Origin of the sequence: Phenylobacterium sp. (assembly GCF_016793225.1) — a bacterium.
Taxonomy (GTDB): Bacteria; Pseudomonadota; Alphaproteobacteria; order Caulobacterales; family Caulobacteraceae; genus Phenylobacterium.
On the sequence record NZ_JAEUMN010000064.1, the window covers coordinates 1 to 14,302 of the forward strand.

The 14,302-nt window shown below is 71.9% G+C and carries 13 protein-coding genes and 1 tRNA gene; 11 read left to right on the top strand and 3 right to left on the bottom strand.

Annotated elements, in window-relative coordinates; all coding sequences use genetic code 11:
• Both JNK30_RS07200 and JNK30_RS07205 read left to right on the top strand, forming a co-directional pair.
• Positions 1-1,900, top strand: a 1,900-nt coding sequence (locus JNK30_RS07200) for a PQQ-binding-like beta-propeller repeat protein (protein WP_293481381.1), incomplete at its 5' end; no start/stop codon positions are given.
• Between the two features lie 151 nt (positions 1,901-2,051).
• A complete protein-coding gene (locus tag JNK30_RS07205) occupies positions 2,052-2,327 on the top strand; it encodes a helix-turn-helix domain-containing protein (RefSeq protein ID WP_293481382.1) in 276 nt (91 codons plus the stop codon).
• A gap of 11 nt (positions 2,328-2,338) precedes the next feature.
• Here the strand turns inward: JNK30_RS07205 and JNK30_RS07210 are convergent, their stop codons facing one another.
• Positions 2,339-2,992, bottom strand: coding sequence for a M23 family metallopeptidase (locus tag JNK30_RS07210; RefSeq protein ID WP_293481383.1), 654 nt, complete (start codon positions 2,990-2,992; stop codon positions 2,339-2,341).
• A gap of 362 nt (positions 2,993-3,354) precedes the next feature.
• On the opposite strand from JNK30_RS07210, the gene JNK30_RS07215 reads away from it, so the two are divergent.
• A complete protein-coding gene (locus JNK30_RS07215) occupies positions 3,355-4,710 on the top strand; it encodes a Xaa-Pro peptidase family protein (protein ID WP_293481384.1) in 1,356 nt (451 codons plus the stop codon).
• 74 nt (positions 4,711-4,784) lie between these two features.
• Complete coding sequence (gene cdd, locus JNK30_RS07220; RefSeq protein WP_293481385.1) at positions 4,785-5,192, top strand: cytidine deaminase; 408 nt, start codon at positions 4,785-4,787, stop codon at positions 5,190-5,192.
• A 70-nt stretch (positions 5,193-5,262) separates the two neighbouring features.
• On the opposite strand, the gene JNK30_RS07225 is transcribed toward cdd, so the two are convergent.
• Together JNK30_RS07225 and JNK30_RS07230 are read right to left on the bottom strand one after the other, a co-directional pair.
• Positions 5,263-7,071, bottom strand: a complete 1,809-nt coding sequence (locus JNK30_RS07225; RefSeq protein ID WP_293481386.1) for a DUF885 family protein — start codon at positions 7,069-7,071, stop codon at positions 5,263-5,265.
• Positions 7,072-7,174: 103 nt separating this feature from the next.
• Positions 7,175-7,336: a hypothetical protein gene (locus JNK30_RS07230; RefSeq protein WP_293481387.1), complete on the bottom strand. Its 162-nt coding sequence runs from the start codon at positions 7,334-7,336 to the stop codon at positions 7,175-7,177.
• A gap of 269 nt (positions 7,337-7,605) precedes the next feature.
• On the opposite strand from JNK30_RS07230, the gene JNK30_RS07235 reads away from it, so the two are divergent.
• The 7 genes from JNK30_RS07235 to JNK30_RS07265 form a co-directional block, all read left to right on the top strand.
• The gene (locus JNK30_RS07235) at positions 7,606-10,146 is read left to right on the top strand and encodes a helicase-related protein (protein WP_293481388.1); all 2,541 of its coding nucleotides are present in this window, start codon (positions 7,606-7,608) and stop codon (positions 10,144-10,146) included.
• Positions 10,143-10,430, top strand: coding sequence for an RNA-binding S4 domain-containing protein (locus JNK30_RS07240; protein WP_293481389.1), 288 nt, complete (start codon positions 10,143-10,145; stop codon positions 10,428-10,430). The genes JNK30_RS07235 and JNK30_RS07240 overlap by 4 nt, the downstream gene beginning before the upstream one ends.
• Before the next feature lie 171 nt (positions 10,431-10,601).
• A complete protein-coding gene (fdxA, locus tag JNK30_RS07245) occupies positions 10,602-10,943 on the top strand; it encodes a ferredoxin FdxA (protein WP_293481390.1) in 342 nt (113 codons plus the stop codon).
• Between the two features lie 291 nt (positions 10,944-11,234).
• A complete protein-coding gene (locus JNK30_RS07250; protein ID WP_293481391.1) occupies positions 11,235-11,750 on the top strand; it encodes a CarD family transcriptional regulator in 516 nt (171 codons plus the stop codon).
• 122 nt (positions 11,751-11,872) lie between these two features.
• Positions 11,873-11,949, top strand: a tRNA-Arg gene (locus tag JNK30_RS07255).
• Between the two features lie 88 nt (positions 11,950-12,037).
• Positions 12,038-13,573, top strand: a complete 1,536-nt coding sequence (locus tag JNK30_RS07260) for a N,N-dimethylformamidase beta subunit family domain-containing protein (RefSeq protein ID WP_293481392.1) — start codon at positions 12,038-12,040, stop codon at positions 13,571-13,573.
• A 133-nt stretch (positions 13,574-13,706) separates the two neighbouring features.
• Positions 13,707-14,302, top strand: a 596-nt coding sequence (locus JNK30_RS07265) for a POTRA domain-containing protein (RefSeq protein ID WP_293481393.1), incomplete at its 3' end; no start/stop codon positions are given.

Here is a 14,302-nt window from a genome sequence, read left to right on the forward strand (position 1 = left end):
CCAGGACCAGAACACCCCGCTGCAGGTGGGCGACATGCTCTACGCCTGCACGCCCACGAACGTGGTGATCGCGCTCGACGCCGACACGGGCCGTGAGAAATGGCGGCACGACCCGAAGGTGAAGCCGCACTTCTGGCACCGCTGCCGGGGCGTCGCCTACTGGGATGGAACCCAGCCGAAGGTCGCCCAGCGCGCGGACGCCGCCCCCGGTCCGGCGGCCTCGAAGGCGGCCGGGGGGAAGGCGGCCCAGGCGAAGGCGGCCGGGGCGAGCGCGGACCCGAAGGCGGGCGGGGCGAAGGCTGCGGTCACGACGGCGGCGACTGCGCCCGCCGCGGCCCGGGAGACGCCCCTCTGCCGTCGGCGGATCATCTCGTCGACCATCAACGCCCAGCTTTTCGCCCTGGACGCCGAGACCGGGCAGCGCTGCCCGGGCTTCGGGACGGACGGCATGGTCGACCTCAAGACCGGCATGGGCGCGGTGAAGCGCGCCTTCTACTTCCAGACCTCCATGCCGACCGTGATCGGCGACAATGTGATCATCGGCGGCTGGGTGGCCGACAACCAGGAGCTCAGCGAGCCCTCGGGCGTCGTGCGGGCCTTCAATGTGGTGACGGGCGATCTCGTCTGGGCCTGGGACCTGGGCGATCCCGGCATCAAGAAGCTCCCGCCGGAAGGCAAGACCTACACGCGCGGCACGCCGAACGTCTGGTCGACCCCGGCCTTCGATCCTGACCTCGGTCTCGTCTACCTGCCCACCGGCAACGCCACCCCCGACTACTGGGGCTCGCACCGCTCGGCGGCGGCGGACACTTACTCGTCCTCCGTGGTGGCCCTGGACGCGGCGACCGGCGAGTACCGCTGGCACTTCCAGACCGCCCACCACGACGTGTGGGACTGGGATGTCCCCAGCCAGCCCATGCTGATCGATTTCCCCCTCCCGAGCGGCGGATCCGCGCCGGCGCTGGTGCAGCTCACCAAGCGCGGCCAGATCTTCGTGCTCGACCGCCGCAACGGCCGCCCGCTGACCCGCGTGGTCGAGGTGCGCGTGCCGCAGGGCGCGGCGCCCGGGGAGTGGGTCTCGCCCACGCAGCCCTACTCGGTCGACATGCCCACCATCGGGGTGGAGCCGCTCACCGAGAAGATGATGTGGGGCGCGACGCCGCTGGACCAGCTCGCCTGCCGCATCAAGTTCAAGACGCTCCGCTACGATGGCGACTTCACCCCGCCGGGGGCCGAGCAGGCCTCGCTGCAGCATCCCGGCAACGCGGGCGGCATGAACTGGGGTTCAGGCGCCTACGACGCCCGGCGCGGACTCCTGATCGTGAGCGACGTGCGCATGCCCCAGACGGTGCAGCTGAAGCCGCCGCGGCCCGAGAAGCGGGCGGTGCTGAACCTCGCCCTCGCCAAGGACCGGCCGCCTCAGTCGAGGAAGGCCGTCGCCTACGAGGCCGACAACAACTGGCTGCTGAGTCCGCTGTTCGCCCCCTGCCTCCAGCCGCCGCACGGGATGGTCACCGCCATCGACCTGAAGACGCGCCAGATCGTCTGGCAGGTGCCGAACGGCACGGCCGAGGCGCAGGCGCCGCTGGGACTGCAGAGCCACCTGCCGATTCCCATCGGCACCCTCAGCATCGGCGGGACCATCACCACGGCCGGCGGGGTCTCGTTCCGGGCGGCGTCGACCGATCCGTACCTGCGCGCCTACGACAATGCGACCGGCAAGGTGCTGTGGAAGGCCCGGCTGCCGACCGCCGCGGCCGCGACGCCGATGACCTACGTCTCGCCCCGGACCGGCAAACAGTACGTGGTGATCTCCGCGGGTGGGGCGCGTCTGGGCCCTGGGGGACCCGCGCCGAGCCAGGACAAGTCCGACTACGTCATCGCCTACGCCTTGCCGTAGGCGATGACGCCGTCCCGCTGGGCAGCGGACGCCCAACGGACGCCCAGCGGCGGTGATCGGAGAAAAATCGGCTGCGATCGGGGGAAGCTCGGTCGCACTGCGGCGAGCGCGTCACTACCTTTGTCGCAGTGCTGGCTGGTGGGCGTTGACGATGCAAGACGAGGTGAACCTGTTCGTGGGCCGCAGGATCCGCCGGCGCCGGCGACTCCTGGACATGACCCAGCAGCAGCTGGGCGCCGCCTGCGGCGTCACCTTCCAGCAGATCCAGAAGTACGAAAGCGCCTGCACGCGGCTGTCGGTCGACACCCTGTGGAGGATCGCCCGCGCGCTGGAGGTCGATATCGGCTACTTCTTCGAGGGCCTCGGGGATGCGCAGGGCGACAGCCGAGCCCCGCTGACCCGCCAGCCGGACCTCGTGAGCGTCTAGAGCGACAGGCTTTAGTCGGCGGCGACGGCGGAGTCTGCCGCGGGCGCGTACTGGGCGACGATGACCTTGGTCGCGTCGATGCGGCCGCTTCGCTGGTCGATGATCTCGAGATGCACGTGGTCGGTCATGCCGCCCGGGTACTTCCGCTGCAGCGAGCGCGCCCGGCCGATGGGGCGGCCGACCTGGACAGCGTCGCCCACCTGCACCGTGGGATTCACATAGAAGACCCGCGCGGCGTAGCGCAGGGCGGGGTTGGTCACCTCCACGAACCGCAGTGATGGGTCGTCGGCGTAGGCGAAGCCGATCTTCGTGACGAAGCCGGAGATCGGCGCGGCGACCGGCTGGCCGGCCCGAGCCACGAAATCGACCCCCTCGTGCCGCCGCGAGCCGCCGTCCCGGCGGGCGCCGAACGCGCCCGCGCCGTAGGCGTCGTGTCCCCGGGCTTCCTGACCGGTCGGGTTGGCGAAGTCCGCCTTCCCGTCTCCGTCAACGTCCCGGCCTTCCCACACGCGCTCCAGCGGAACGGACGCCGGGTCGCCCTTGGCGGAGGCAGCGGCCACGGCCTCCTGGACCGCGCCGGCCACCGCGGTCCGCTCGGGCTGGCCCAAAGGACTGGCCGCGGCGGCGCCGGCGGCGACGAGGGCCGCCAGGGACAGGAGAACCAACGGCCGTCTTTCGGCAAGGTCACTGACACGCGCACGAACGCCCGACACCATCTGAAGCCTTAATCGACGATGCGCCTTCGCCGGACTGGGCCGGCTTCGAGGCGGACTGACTGGAGCGCCGCGATGAACGGGGCGCGGCGAGGGCCGAGCGTCCTGACGGCCGACCGCGGCGAAAAATGGGCGCCGCCCGGACTTTTCATCCCGCGGCGTGTCGTCGCGGCGCCGGAATCCGGGCGATCCGTGGCGCGAACTGACGGCCTTCGTCGCCTTGGCGCGGATGGTCGGCGCGCCGGTAATGCGGACGCTGGACGAGCGCCGCGGCACCCGGCAGCAATGGCCGCTCAGCCGTTGGGGAGCCGTCGATGAAGGGGTGGATGATCGCAGGGGCCGCGGCCCTGCTGGCGGGTTCGGCGTCGGCCGCCGAGCCGCCCGTGCTGCCGCTGAGCCAGACGGAAGCGGTCCGCCCCGCGCTGCCGGAGATCCTGACCCAGCGGGACCGCGCGCGGGTGGTCAACGCCATCCTCGCCGAGCGGCTTGAGACCATCGTGCCGCAGCTCATGCGGGAACAGGGCTTCGACATGTGGATCCTGGTGGCGCGCGAGTACCTGGAGGATCCGGTCGTCGCCACGATGCTGAACGCCGAGAGCCTGCGGGCGCGGCGACGCACCATCCTGGTCTTCTTCGATCCGGGCGACGGCCGACCGGTGGAGCGGCTGACCGTCAGCCGCTACGGCCTGGGCGGACTGTTCCAGCCCGCCTGGAACCCGGACCAGCAGCCTGACCAGTGGAAGGCGCTGGCCGATCTCGTGGCGCGGCGCGCGCCGAAGCGGATCGCGGTCAATGTCTCGGGCCGGACGGCCTTCGGCGACGGCCTGACCCACAGCCAGTACTCCGAGATGATGGCGGCCTTCGCCCCCGAGCTGCGCGCCAAGGTCGCCGCGAACGACAGCCTGGCGGTCGGCTGGCTCGAGACGCGCTCGCCCACCGAGCTGAAGATCTACCCTGGCATCGTCCGCCTGGCCCACGCCATCCTGGCCGAGGGGCTGTCGGCCAGGACCATCCGTCCGGGCGTCACCACCACCGCGGATGTGCAGTGGTTCCTGCGCGAGCGGATGGCGCGTCTGGGCGTCGACACCTGGTTCCATCCGTCCGTGGGCGTCCAGCGGCAGGGCGTGAAGGAGCTCCTCGAAGGCGACACGGTCATCCGCAAGGGCGATCTGGTGTGGACGGATTTCGGCGTCACCTACCTGCGGCTCAACACCGACACCCAGCACCTGGCCTATGTGCTGAAGGACGGCGAGCGCGACGCGCCCGAGGGGCTGAAGGCCGGGCTCCGCGCCGCCAACGCGATCCAGGATGCGCTGACGTCGTCGTTCCGGACGGGCGTGACCGGCAACGACATCCTGGCCGAGGCCCGGCGCAAGGCGATCGCGGCGGGCCTCAAGCCCTCGATCTACTCGCACCCCCTGGGCTACCACGGCCACGGCGCGGGACCCGCCATCGGGTTCTGGGACAATCAGAACGCCGATCCCCGCGGCGACTTCCCCGTGCGCGCGCCGACGGTGTGGTCCATCGAGCTCTCCGCCTTCGCGACCGTGCCGGAGTGGGGAGGCCAGGAGGTGCAGTTCCGCACCGAGGAGGACGCCTTCTTCGACGGCACGACCGTCCGCTACCTCGACGGCCGGCAGACGGAACTGACCCTCATCGGGGCCCGCTAGCGGGGATTCGACAAGCGCACCGGAGGCGCTACTGTCGTTCGTCCCTCTGGCGACCTGGGACGACGCTTCCATACATGGCCCTCTCCGATTCCGCGGCGATCGCCGGCGAGCTTCGCCGCCTGCTGCCGCATGCGCATGCGCCCTACTCGGGCGTCCACGTGGCCGCCGCGGTGGAGGATGCCGACGGCGGCGTCCACTACGGGGTCAACGTGGAGAACGCGGCCTATCCGCAGGGCGTCTGCGCCGAGGCGAGCGCGATCTCGGCCATGGTTACGTCGGGCCGCGCCGCCATCCGGCGCGTCTGGGTGGCGTCGTCGCTGCCAGGACTCATCTGGCCCTGTGGAGGCTGCCGCCAGAAGATCTGGGAGTTCTCGCAGGCCGGATGCGAAGTGGTCAGCGTCGGCCGCGACGGGACGGAAGAGCGCCACACGATCGAAGCGCTGCTGCCCCTGGGCTTCCGTCTGGAGCCGCGGGGAGCGTAGGGGGCCGTCGGCGGCGCCGGCTTTCCACTGCGCGGGAACCGGGATGACAGCCGAAGGACGGGGCCCGGGATCACATCGCCGTCTGTCGGTCGATGACCGTCTCGAGGACGGACAGCGGGCAGCCTCCGGTCGCCACCACAGCGTCGTTGAAGTCGCGGACGTCGAAGCGGGGGCCGAGCGCCGCGCGCGCCTTGTCGCGCAGGCGGACGATCTCGTTGTGGCCGGTCTTGTAGGCGCAGGCCTGGCCGGGGCTGGCGCAATAGCGGTCGACCTCGCTGGTGCACGCGCCCAGCGAGCGCCCCGTCGCATCGGCCAGCCACCGGATGGCGTGCTCGCGCGTCCAGCGCTTGTCGTGAAGACCCGTATCGACCACGAGCCGCGCGGCCCGGAAGCGCAGCGCCTGCAGGTAGCCCAGCCGGCCCATGGGGTCCTCGGCGTAGAGCCCGAGCTCGTCGGCCAGCTGCTCGGCGTAGAGCGCCCAGCCCTCGATGTAGGCCCCGAAGTTCATCAGCGAGGCGATGGTGTGGATCTCGCTGGAGCGTTCCGCCAGGTAGGCGCCCTGCCACGCATGCCCGGGGATCGCCTCGTGCATGGAAAGGCTCGCCAGGGTGTACTTGGGCCAGTTCGCCGTATCGCTGAGGTTGACGTAGTAGATCGCCGGCCGCGAGCCATCGAGGGCCGCGTAGTTCATGTAGCCCAGCGAGGCGCCCGCCTCGATCTCCCGGGGCACCGCGCGCACCTCCACCGGCGCCTTCAGGCTCAGCTTCGAGAACCGCGGCACGAGCGGGCGGATCGCGGCGATGCTGCCTTCGATGTACGCGATGACCTCGCGCTTCCCGGCCTCGGTGTTGGGGAAGACCCATTTCGGATCGCGGGTCAGCGCCCCCATCCGCTGGCCCACCGTTCCCTGGGCGTAGCCCTGGGACCGGAGGATTTCGTCCATCCTGGCGTCGATCTCGGCGCCCTGCTCGAGGCCCGTCCGATGGATGTCGGACGGCGTCAGGTCGGTGGTCGTGTTGTACTTGAGGCTCCAGCGGTAGTAGTCGGCCCCGTCCGGGAACTTCCAGACGCCGGCGTCCTTCGTCGCCCGCGGGGCCTGCGCCCGCAGCATGGCGATCTGCCGCTCCAGCGCAGGGAACACCTGACCCGACACGATCGCCGTCGCACGGGCCCGCCATTCGCCGCTCAGGCCCTTGGCCGCCGCGCGATCCGCCAGCGACGAGACCAGCCGGGTCTCGCCCGCCCCCTGGCCGCGCAGCTCCGCGGCCTGCTTGAGCGTGGTGGCCAGCAGGAAATCGGGCAGTACGACCCCCTTCGCCGCCGCGCCGCGGATGCGGTCGGTCTCCTGGTCGAGCCGGCTTCCCACCTGCTCGAGACGGGCCACGTAGGCCTCGGCGTCCTCGCGCGTCTCGATCAGGTGCTGCGAGTTCAGGAACTCGCCGATGTTGGCGACCACGCCGTCCTGCTGGCTGACCACGTAGGGGTTGGCGTAGTCGCGGCCGTAGGCGAAGCGGCCGCCCTCCGCTCCGATCTCCTGGGCGTAGAGGACGGTGTCGTAGGTCGTCAGGTCACGGCCGGTCAGGCTGGCGCGGGGGATCGCCTTCAGGCGCTTGGCCCGGTCCGCGTAGGCGGCCAGCGCCTTGGCCCGGGCGTCGCCCGACCGCTCGTCCAGCCGGCGCTTCAGGGGCGCGCGCGGGCCCTTGTCCTTGCCGATGCTGGTGGCGGTCTCGGGCTGCTCGACCAGGATCTCCTCGACGAAGGCGTCGAGCAGCTTCGCCAGCCGCGGATCGCTGACGCCCTCGCCGTCCAGCGCGAAGGCGGCCCGGGGCGCGGCTCCCGCCGCAAGGGCGGCGAGCAGAAGCTGGCGGCGGTCGATCATTGCGTGGCTCCCGGGAACGGAAGCCGGCGACCCTAGCGTCGCCCGGACCACGCGCAACGAATTTGCGTCGAACGCGCCTGCGGACGCGACGTTGTCTCTGCGGCTAGAGGACCAGCGGCGTGGCCACGAGGGCGATCAGGAGCGCCGAGTGCCAGAAGGCCACGCGAAGCACCGCGCGGCGGCGGTTCGGCGACTGGCGACGCGGCGCGTCGCTCGTGGCGACGACGCGGTAGACGCCTTCGATGACTTCGGCGGAGGCGGACATGGGGAGGGGTCCTTGTTCTTGCTCTTACGCCCCTAGGACGTTCGACACTCTGGATATGCGACACGCCGGACCCCCTCAATCAGCGCTTCCGCATAGTTACTGTGCAGAAATGCTGCATGGCCGGGGGGAACGAAGCCGGGGACTGCGCGTCATCCCGAGGGCCCTGTCGGAGTTCCCGCGTTGCCCAAGCGCAAGGAGCCCAGCGTGACCGCACCGTCCCCGCCGCGGCGGCGCTTGCCCGACTCTCCATCGGAACCCAACTTAGGGCCATGAGTGATCGCCCCTCTGGCGCCGCGTCCTCGCGGCTGGTGGCCGTCCTGGGGCCGACCAACACCGGCAAGACGCACCTGGCCGTCGAGCGGATGCTGGGCCACGCGTCGGGGATGATCGGCCTGCCGCTGCGGCTGCTGGCGCGGGAAATCTACGATCGCATCGTCAAGGCGCGCGGGCCGCGCTGCGTGGCGCTGATCACCGGCGAGGAGAAGATCGTCCCGCCCCGGCCGCAGTACTACGTGTGCACCGTCGAGGCGATGCCGCTGTCCGTCGAGGTGGAGTTCCTGGCCGTCGACGAGATCCAGCTCTGCGCCGACCCCGAGCGCGGCCATGTCTTCACCCACCGCCTGCTGCACGCCCGCGGCAAGGCCGAGACCATGCTGCTGGGCGCCGGGACCATGGCGCCCCTGGTGCGCCGGCTGCTGCCGCACGCCGAGATCCAGACCCGCGACCGCTTCTCGCAGCTCACCTACGCGGGGTCCAAGAAGCTCACCCGCCTCCCCCGGCGCTCGGCCGTCGTCGCCTTCTCGGCCGACCAGGTCTACGCCATCGCCGAGCTGATCCGCCGCCAGCGGGGCGGCGCGGCCGTGGTCATGGGCTCGCTCAGCCCCCGGACCCGGAACGCCCAGGTCGCCCTCTACCAGTCCGGCGAAGTGGACTTCCTGGTCGCGACCGACGCCATCGGCATGGGCCTGAACATGGACGTCGACCACGTGGCCTTCGCGGGGCTGCGCAAGTTCGACGGCCGTCGCACGCGGTTCCTGCATCCGCAGGAGATCGGCCAGATCGCCGGCCGCGCGGGCCGCTACCAGACCAACGGGACCTTCGGCGTCACCGGCGAGGCCGAGGACATGGACCCGGACCTCGTGGAGGCCGTGGAGGGCCACAGCTTCGAGCCCGTGGCCGGCGCCGAATGGCGCAACGCGCGGCTGGACTTCGGATCGCTGCCGGGACTGCTCGCGTCGCTGGCGAAGCCGCCGGAGCGGCCGGGCCTGTCCCTGGCCGCCGAGGCGCTGGACGAGAGCACGCTGAAGGCGCTGGCGGGGGACGAGGTGGTGCAGACCCGCGCGCGCGACCGCACCAACCTGGCGCGGCTCTGGGACGTCTGCCAGACGCCCGACTTCCGGAAGGTCGCGGCCGAGGAGCACTTCGCGCTGGTGAAGACCTTCTTCCTGCAGCTCACCGAGCGCCGCCGGCGGATCGGCGACGACTGGATCGCGCGGCAGTACGAACAGCTCAACGTCAGCGAAGGCGAGATCGACACCCTGGCCGCCCGCCTGGCGTCGGTCCGCACGCTGGCCTACGTGGCCAACCGGCCCGACTGGCTGGCCGACCCGGCGGAGTGGCAGGGCCGTACGCGGGCGCTGGAGGACCGGCTCTCCGACACGCTCCACGAGAAGCTGATGGCGCGGTTCGTGGACCGGCGGACGAGCGCGCTCATGCGCGGCCTGCGGGTGCGCGAGGAGATGCTGGCGGGCGTCGCCGCCGACGGCGCGGTGACCGTCGAGGGCCACTTCGTCGGCCGCCTGTCCGGCGTGACGTTCGAGCCCGCCCCCGGCTCCACCGTTCTGGAGGAAAAGGCGCTGCGCGCCGCCGCCCAGCACGCGGTGGCGCCCGAGATCGCCCGGCGGCTGGGACAGCTCGCCGCCGAATCCGACGAGGCGTTCGCGCTCCTGCCGGACGGCGCCCTCGCCTGGCGCGGGCAGGTGGTGGGGGCGATCAGCGGCGGCCAGCCGTTCGCGCCGCGGGTTCGGCTGCTGGGCGAAGGCGGACCCGACGCGGCGCGCCAGCGGGCCACGCGCCGGCTGGAGGCGTTCGTGGCGGCCGAGGCGGGCCGCCGGCTGGGCGCGCTGCGCCGCCTCGAGACCGCCGTCGCCGACGGCAAGGTCCGCGGGCTGGCGCGGGGGCTCGCCTACCGGCTGATCGAGGCCGGCGGCCTGATCGACCGCGCCGAGGTGCAGGCCGACGTCCGCGCCCTCAGCCCCGTGGAGCGGCGCATGCTGCGGAGCCTGGGTGTGCGGATCGGGGCGTTCTCGATCTTCCTGCCCGCGCTGCTGAAGCCGGAGGCCCGGGCGCTGGCCCAGGCGCTGGTGCAGCGCGAGAGCGCAGGCTGGCGGCCCGATCCGGACGCCGTCAGCCGCCTGCCCGCCCCGGCGCCGGCGCCGCGCGTGCTCGCCGCCCACGGACTGCGCGCCGTGCGCGGGCTGGCCGCGCCGGTGCTGCAGCTGGAGCGCGCCGACGAGCTGCTTCGCGCCGGGCCGATCCGCGGCGGCGGCGTGCTGCTGACCGACGAGGCGCGCGCCGAGCTGGGGTGGAGCGCCTCCGAGGCGCAGACGCTGCTGCGGGGCCTCGGGTTCACGCCGGTGAACCGGCCGGCCGGGGACGAGCCCGTGGCGTGGCGGCGGCGCGCCGAACGCGCCCCGGCGGCCCAGCCGGCCGACCGCCCGCACTCGCCCTTCGCGGCGCTCGCGGCGCTGAAGGAACGACCGCCGCCGCCGCGCCGCCGTCGCCGGCGGCCGCGCGCGGCGAAGGCATGAGCGAGCCCGACGCCTGCCGCGCCGACGTGTGGCTCTGGCGCGCCCGCTTCTTCAAGACCCGCTCGCTGGCGGCGCGGTTCATCGACGAGGGCCGCGTGCGCCTCGGCCGGGCAGGCCAGGCCGAGCACCGCCTCGACAAGCCCGCGCGGCCGGTGAAGGTGGGCGACCAGCTGGTGTTCGCGCTGGGCGGGCGGCTGGTGGCCGTGCGCGTCGAGTCCATGGGCGACCGCCGCGGCCCGGCCGCCGAGGCGCGGACCCTCTACTCGCCGCTGGAGCAGGGCTGAGCCCGGTTACGTCGGGTGGCAGGGAGGCCGACTTCGCCGAGACGTCTGGCCAGGCGGCGCGGGGCTGGGCCGGCTTGCAGAAATCCTCGGAGGCGGCGGCATTGACATCCGCCCCTCGCGCCGTGAAAAACCCGCGCCCCGCGAACGGGCTGCCGGAGTACTGCGCGCGCCATGACCTACATCGTGATGGATCCCTGCATCAAATGTAAGTTCATGGACTGCGTCGAGGTCTGCCCCGTGGACTGCTTCTACGAGGGCGAGAACTTCCTGGCGATCAATCCGGACGAGTGCATCGACTGCGGCGTCTGCGAGCCCGAGTGCCCCGTCGACGCCATCAAGCCCGACACCGAAGACGATCCCGACGGCAAGTGGCTGCGCATCAACTCCGAATACTCGCGCGTCTGGCCGAACATCACGGTTAAGGGCGATCCGCCCTCGGATGCGGAAGCTTTCGAGCGCGAGACCGGAAAGTTCGAAAAATACTTCTCCGAGAAGCCTGGCCGCGGGTCCTAGCCCGTCCCGGACGCGTGCTCCCGGGGGCCGGCCCAACCCTTTCATTCGGTTGTCTTTTGTGTTAATGTCGTCATCGACGCGACACGAAAGGCTTCGCCCGCGTCGTCTGCTAATCAAGAACGAGCCGCCGGCTGCGCCGGACAGGGCGAAGGGTGTCTTAAGAGGTCAGTTTCCGTTTTCACAGTGACGACGCCGCCGCGAACGATCCCGCGGACGAGGTGGTTTTGTCCCGTATCCGGAAGCTCGGCTGTAGCGCCGCGGACCAGCCGCGGATGGAATGAGAGGTTGCTGATGAGCAAGAGCGGTACGGAGTTCCAGGTCGGCGATCACGTCGTCTATCCGGCCCACGGCGTGGGTCAGGTTCAGGGGATCGAGACCCAGGAAGTCGCCGGTCTGAAGCTCGAGGTCTACGTCATCACGTTCGACCACGAGAAGATGACGCTGCGCGTGCCCACGGCGAAGGCCAAGACGGCCGGCCTGCGTCCGCTGGCCGAGACCGGCGTGGTCTCCAAGGCGCTGACCACCCTGAAGGGCCGCGCCCGCGTGAAGCGCACCATGTGGTCGCGCCGCGCCCAGGAGTACGAGGCCAAGATCAACTCGGGCGACCTGATCTCCATCGCCGAGGTCGTGCGCGACCTGCACCGCGCCGAGAACCAGCCCGAGCAGTCCTACTCCGAGCGCCAGCTCTACGAGAGCGCCCTCGACCGCATGGCGCGCGAAGTCGCCGCGATCGAGCGCATCGACCGCGAGGCGGCCATCGCCATGCTCAACAAGTCGCTGGTGAAGACCTCGGCCGTCGCGGCCTGAGCCCTTCGCCCCGCGGAACGCGAAACGCCCGGCCGAACGGCCGGGCGTTTTCGTTTGGACCCGGCCCGCCCACGCCGCCGTTCCCAAACGCCGGCGCATGCGCTACCACCCGCCGGCGCTGCGGCCCGGTAGCTCAGCCGGATAGAGCAGGGCTTTCCTAAAGCCAAGGTCGGGGGTTCGAGTCCCTCCCGGGCCGCCAGCGCAAGCGGCGGCGGCGGGCGCGCGCACGTTGGGGCTCGGCGAGAGGTGGGGTAGGACGGCCGGGAGAGACCCCCGGAGGAGGCCCCATGATCGCCTGCTATGCGGACCGCACCAGCCTGCGCCCGGGCGAGCGCTTCGGCCTGTGCGCCTCGGGCGATCGCGGGCCGGTGTCGGTCGAGATCGCCCGCGTGGGCGCCCGGCGCGAAGTGGCGCTGCGGCTCGACGGCGTCGCGGTGGGCGACCACCCCACGCCCGCCGATGCGGTCTCCGCCGGCTGCGACTGGCCGGTGGCGGTCGAGATCACCGTGGGCGAGACCTGGCGCAGCGGCTACTACGACGTCGCGGTCACCGACGCCGGGGGGGAGCGGGCTCACCACTTCATCTGCGTCCGGGCCGCCCCGGGGCGGGAGAGCCGCGAGGCGCTGGTCCTCACCACCAACACCTGGCACGCCTACAACTACTGGGGCGGGGCGAACGCCTACTGCGACGTGGCCGCCCTGATGGAGGGGCGGGCGCCGCTGTCCGAAGCCATGGAGGGCGCCGTCGGCGTGCTGTCCACGCAGCGGCCCTTCGCGCAGATGCTGCTGGCGCCGCCGCCGGGCATGCCGCGCCTGGTCAACCTGACGAAGCGCGGCTTCCGTCGTCGGCCGTGGGCCGGCGCGGACACCGCCTGGTCGCGGGCGCACGGGCAGAGCCCCTACGACGGGTCCGCGGGCTTCCTGCAGAAGTGGGAGGAGGCCTATGTCCGATGGGCCGAGGGGACCGAAGGGCGGGTCTTCGACTACCTGACCGACCATGACCTCGATGCGGACCCGGCCGCGCTCTCGCCCTACGAACGCGTCATCCACGTGGGCCACAGCGAATACTGGTCGGCGCCGCAGCGCGACGCCGTCGAGGCGTTCGTCGACCGGGGCGGCGCGCTGGTGATCCTCTCGGGAAACACCGCCTTCTGGAAGGTGCGATGGGAGGACGGCGGCCGGCGGATGATCTGCCACAAGTGGCGCGGACTGTCGGCCGAGGCGCAGGACCCGGCGCGCAGCACGCACCTGTGGTCGCATCCCCTGTTCGGCCGCCCCGAGGCGCAGATGACGGGCCTGAGCTTCGTCTTCGGCGGCTATCACCGCCTGGGGAACTGCGTGGCGCGCGGGGCCGGCGGCTACACCGTCTATCGCCCCGACCACTGGGCGCTCGAAGGCGCCGACCTCTACTGGGGCGACGTGATCGGGGATTCCGTGCCGCTGATCGGCTACGAGAACGACGGCTGCGCCGTGACGTTCGACGAGGCCGGCCTGCCGGCGCCGGTCCCGCGCCTCGGCGTTCCCGGCAACCTCGAGATCATCGCCATGGCGCCCGCGTCGTTCGCCGAGGCCGACAGCCCCTACGCGCCCCTGATCCCGCCGGAACAGCTCGACGTCGTCGCGGCCATCGCCTTCGGGGACGGCGGCCCCGCGGGTCAGGCCCGCGTCCTGCGCGGCCATGCGGTGATGGCGAGCTTCGAGCGCGGACGCGGCTTCGTGTTCAACGCCGGCACCACCGAGTGGGCCCATGGCCTGGCGGCCGGCGATCCCTTCGTCGAGCAGATCACCCGCAACGTGCTGGCGCGGCCGGCCAACCTGGCCTGACCCGCGCGCGGCTGCCGTCCAAGGCGTCGGTCGCGCCGCCCAGTCAAGTCGTCCAACGTCCACGACCTCGCCAGAAGAGCCAGCGCCCGTTTGATGTGCTCTTCCGTGACGCACCCGCGGAAGCCCGGCGCAGATGGCGCCGCAGCACAACCGCCGCACGAATCCGCATCGCAAAGGCCGCGCAAGTGTGCTTTCGATTATGGATCGAGGGTCCGGGGCGCGCCGGTTACTTGGCGTTGGGCGACAAGTGAAAGTACGCGGCGTGCATAGATGCCGGCTGTTGCTGGCGGTATTGGCCCTGCTCGGGCCATTACCTGCGTCGGCGCAGGTGGCCGCGCCGACTCCTGCGCCCGTTGCGCCCTCACGCCAGGATCTGGACCCGGAGTCGCGCCGCGGGGCCCAGCCCGCGCCCCGGGACTCAGACCTCTTCTCCGCGCCGGCGCCGCTCCCCTGCCCGCTGGCCTCGTCCGATCTGACGTTCCGGCTGCAGGCCGTCGACGTCGTCGGCAGCTCGATCGCGCCGGAGGATGCGCAGCCGGCCTATCGCCGCCTGATCGGGACCGAGATCCCGGTGTCCCGGATCTGCGAAATCCGCGACCGGCTGTCGCTGATCCTGTTCCGGAAGGGCCGCCTGGCGCGCGTCGAGATCCCCGAGCAGACCATCTCGGGCGGGCGGCTGCGCATCGAGGTGACCGAGGCGCGGATCGTCGCGGTGCGCGTGCGCGGCGA

What these genes read in the sequence shown, in the direction of transcription:
- cdd (WP_293481385.1), top strand. Translation starts at nt 4,785, where the DNA reads ATGGCCCTCTCCGATTCCGCGGCGATCGCCGGCGAGCTTCGCCGCCTG.
- JNK30_RS07250 (WP_293481391.1), top strand. Translation starts at nt 11,235, where the DNA reads ATGAGCAAGAGCGGTACGGAGTTCCAGGTCGGCGATCACGTCGTCTAT.
- JNK30_RS07205 (WP_293481382.1), top strand. Translation starts at nt 2,052, where the DNA reads ATGCAAGACGAGGTGAACCTGTTCGTGGGCCGCAGGATCCGCCGGCGC.
- JNK30_RS07230 (WP_293481387.1), bottom strand. Translation starts at nt 7,336, where the DNA reads ATGTCCGCCTCCGCCGAAGTCATCGAAGGCGTCTACCGCGTCGTCGCC.
- fdxA (WP_293481390.1), top strand. Translation starts at nt 10,602, where the DNA reads ATGACCTACATCGTGATGGATCCCTGCATCAAATGTAAGTTCATGGAC.
- JNK30_RS07235 (WP_293481388.1), top strand. Translation starts at nt 7,606, where the DNA reads ATGAGTGATCGCCCCTCTGGCGCCGCGTCCTCGCGGCTGGTGGCCGTC.
- JNK30_RS07225 (WP_293481386.1), bottom strand. Translation starts at nt 7,071, where the DNA reads ATGATCGACCGCCGCCAGCTTCTGCTCGCCGCCCTTGCGGCGGGAGCC.
- JNK30_RS07215 (WP_293481384.1), top strand. Translation starts at nt 3,355, where the DNA reads ATGAAGGGGTGGATGATCGCAGGGGCCGCGGCCCTGCTGGCGGGTTCG.
- JNK30_RS07240 (WP_293481389.1), top strand. Translation starts at nt 10,143, where the DNA reads ATGAGCGAGCCCGACGCCTGCCGCGCCGACGTGTGGCTCTGGCGCGCC.
- JNK30_RS07260 (WP_293481392.1), top strand. Translation starts at nt 12,038, where the DNA reads ATGATCGCCTGCTATGCGGACCGCACCAGCCTGCGCCCGGGCGAGCGC.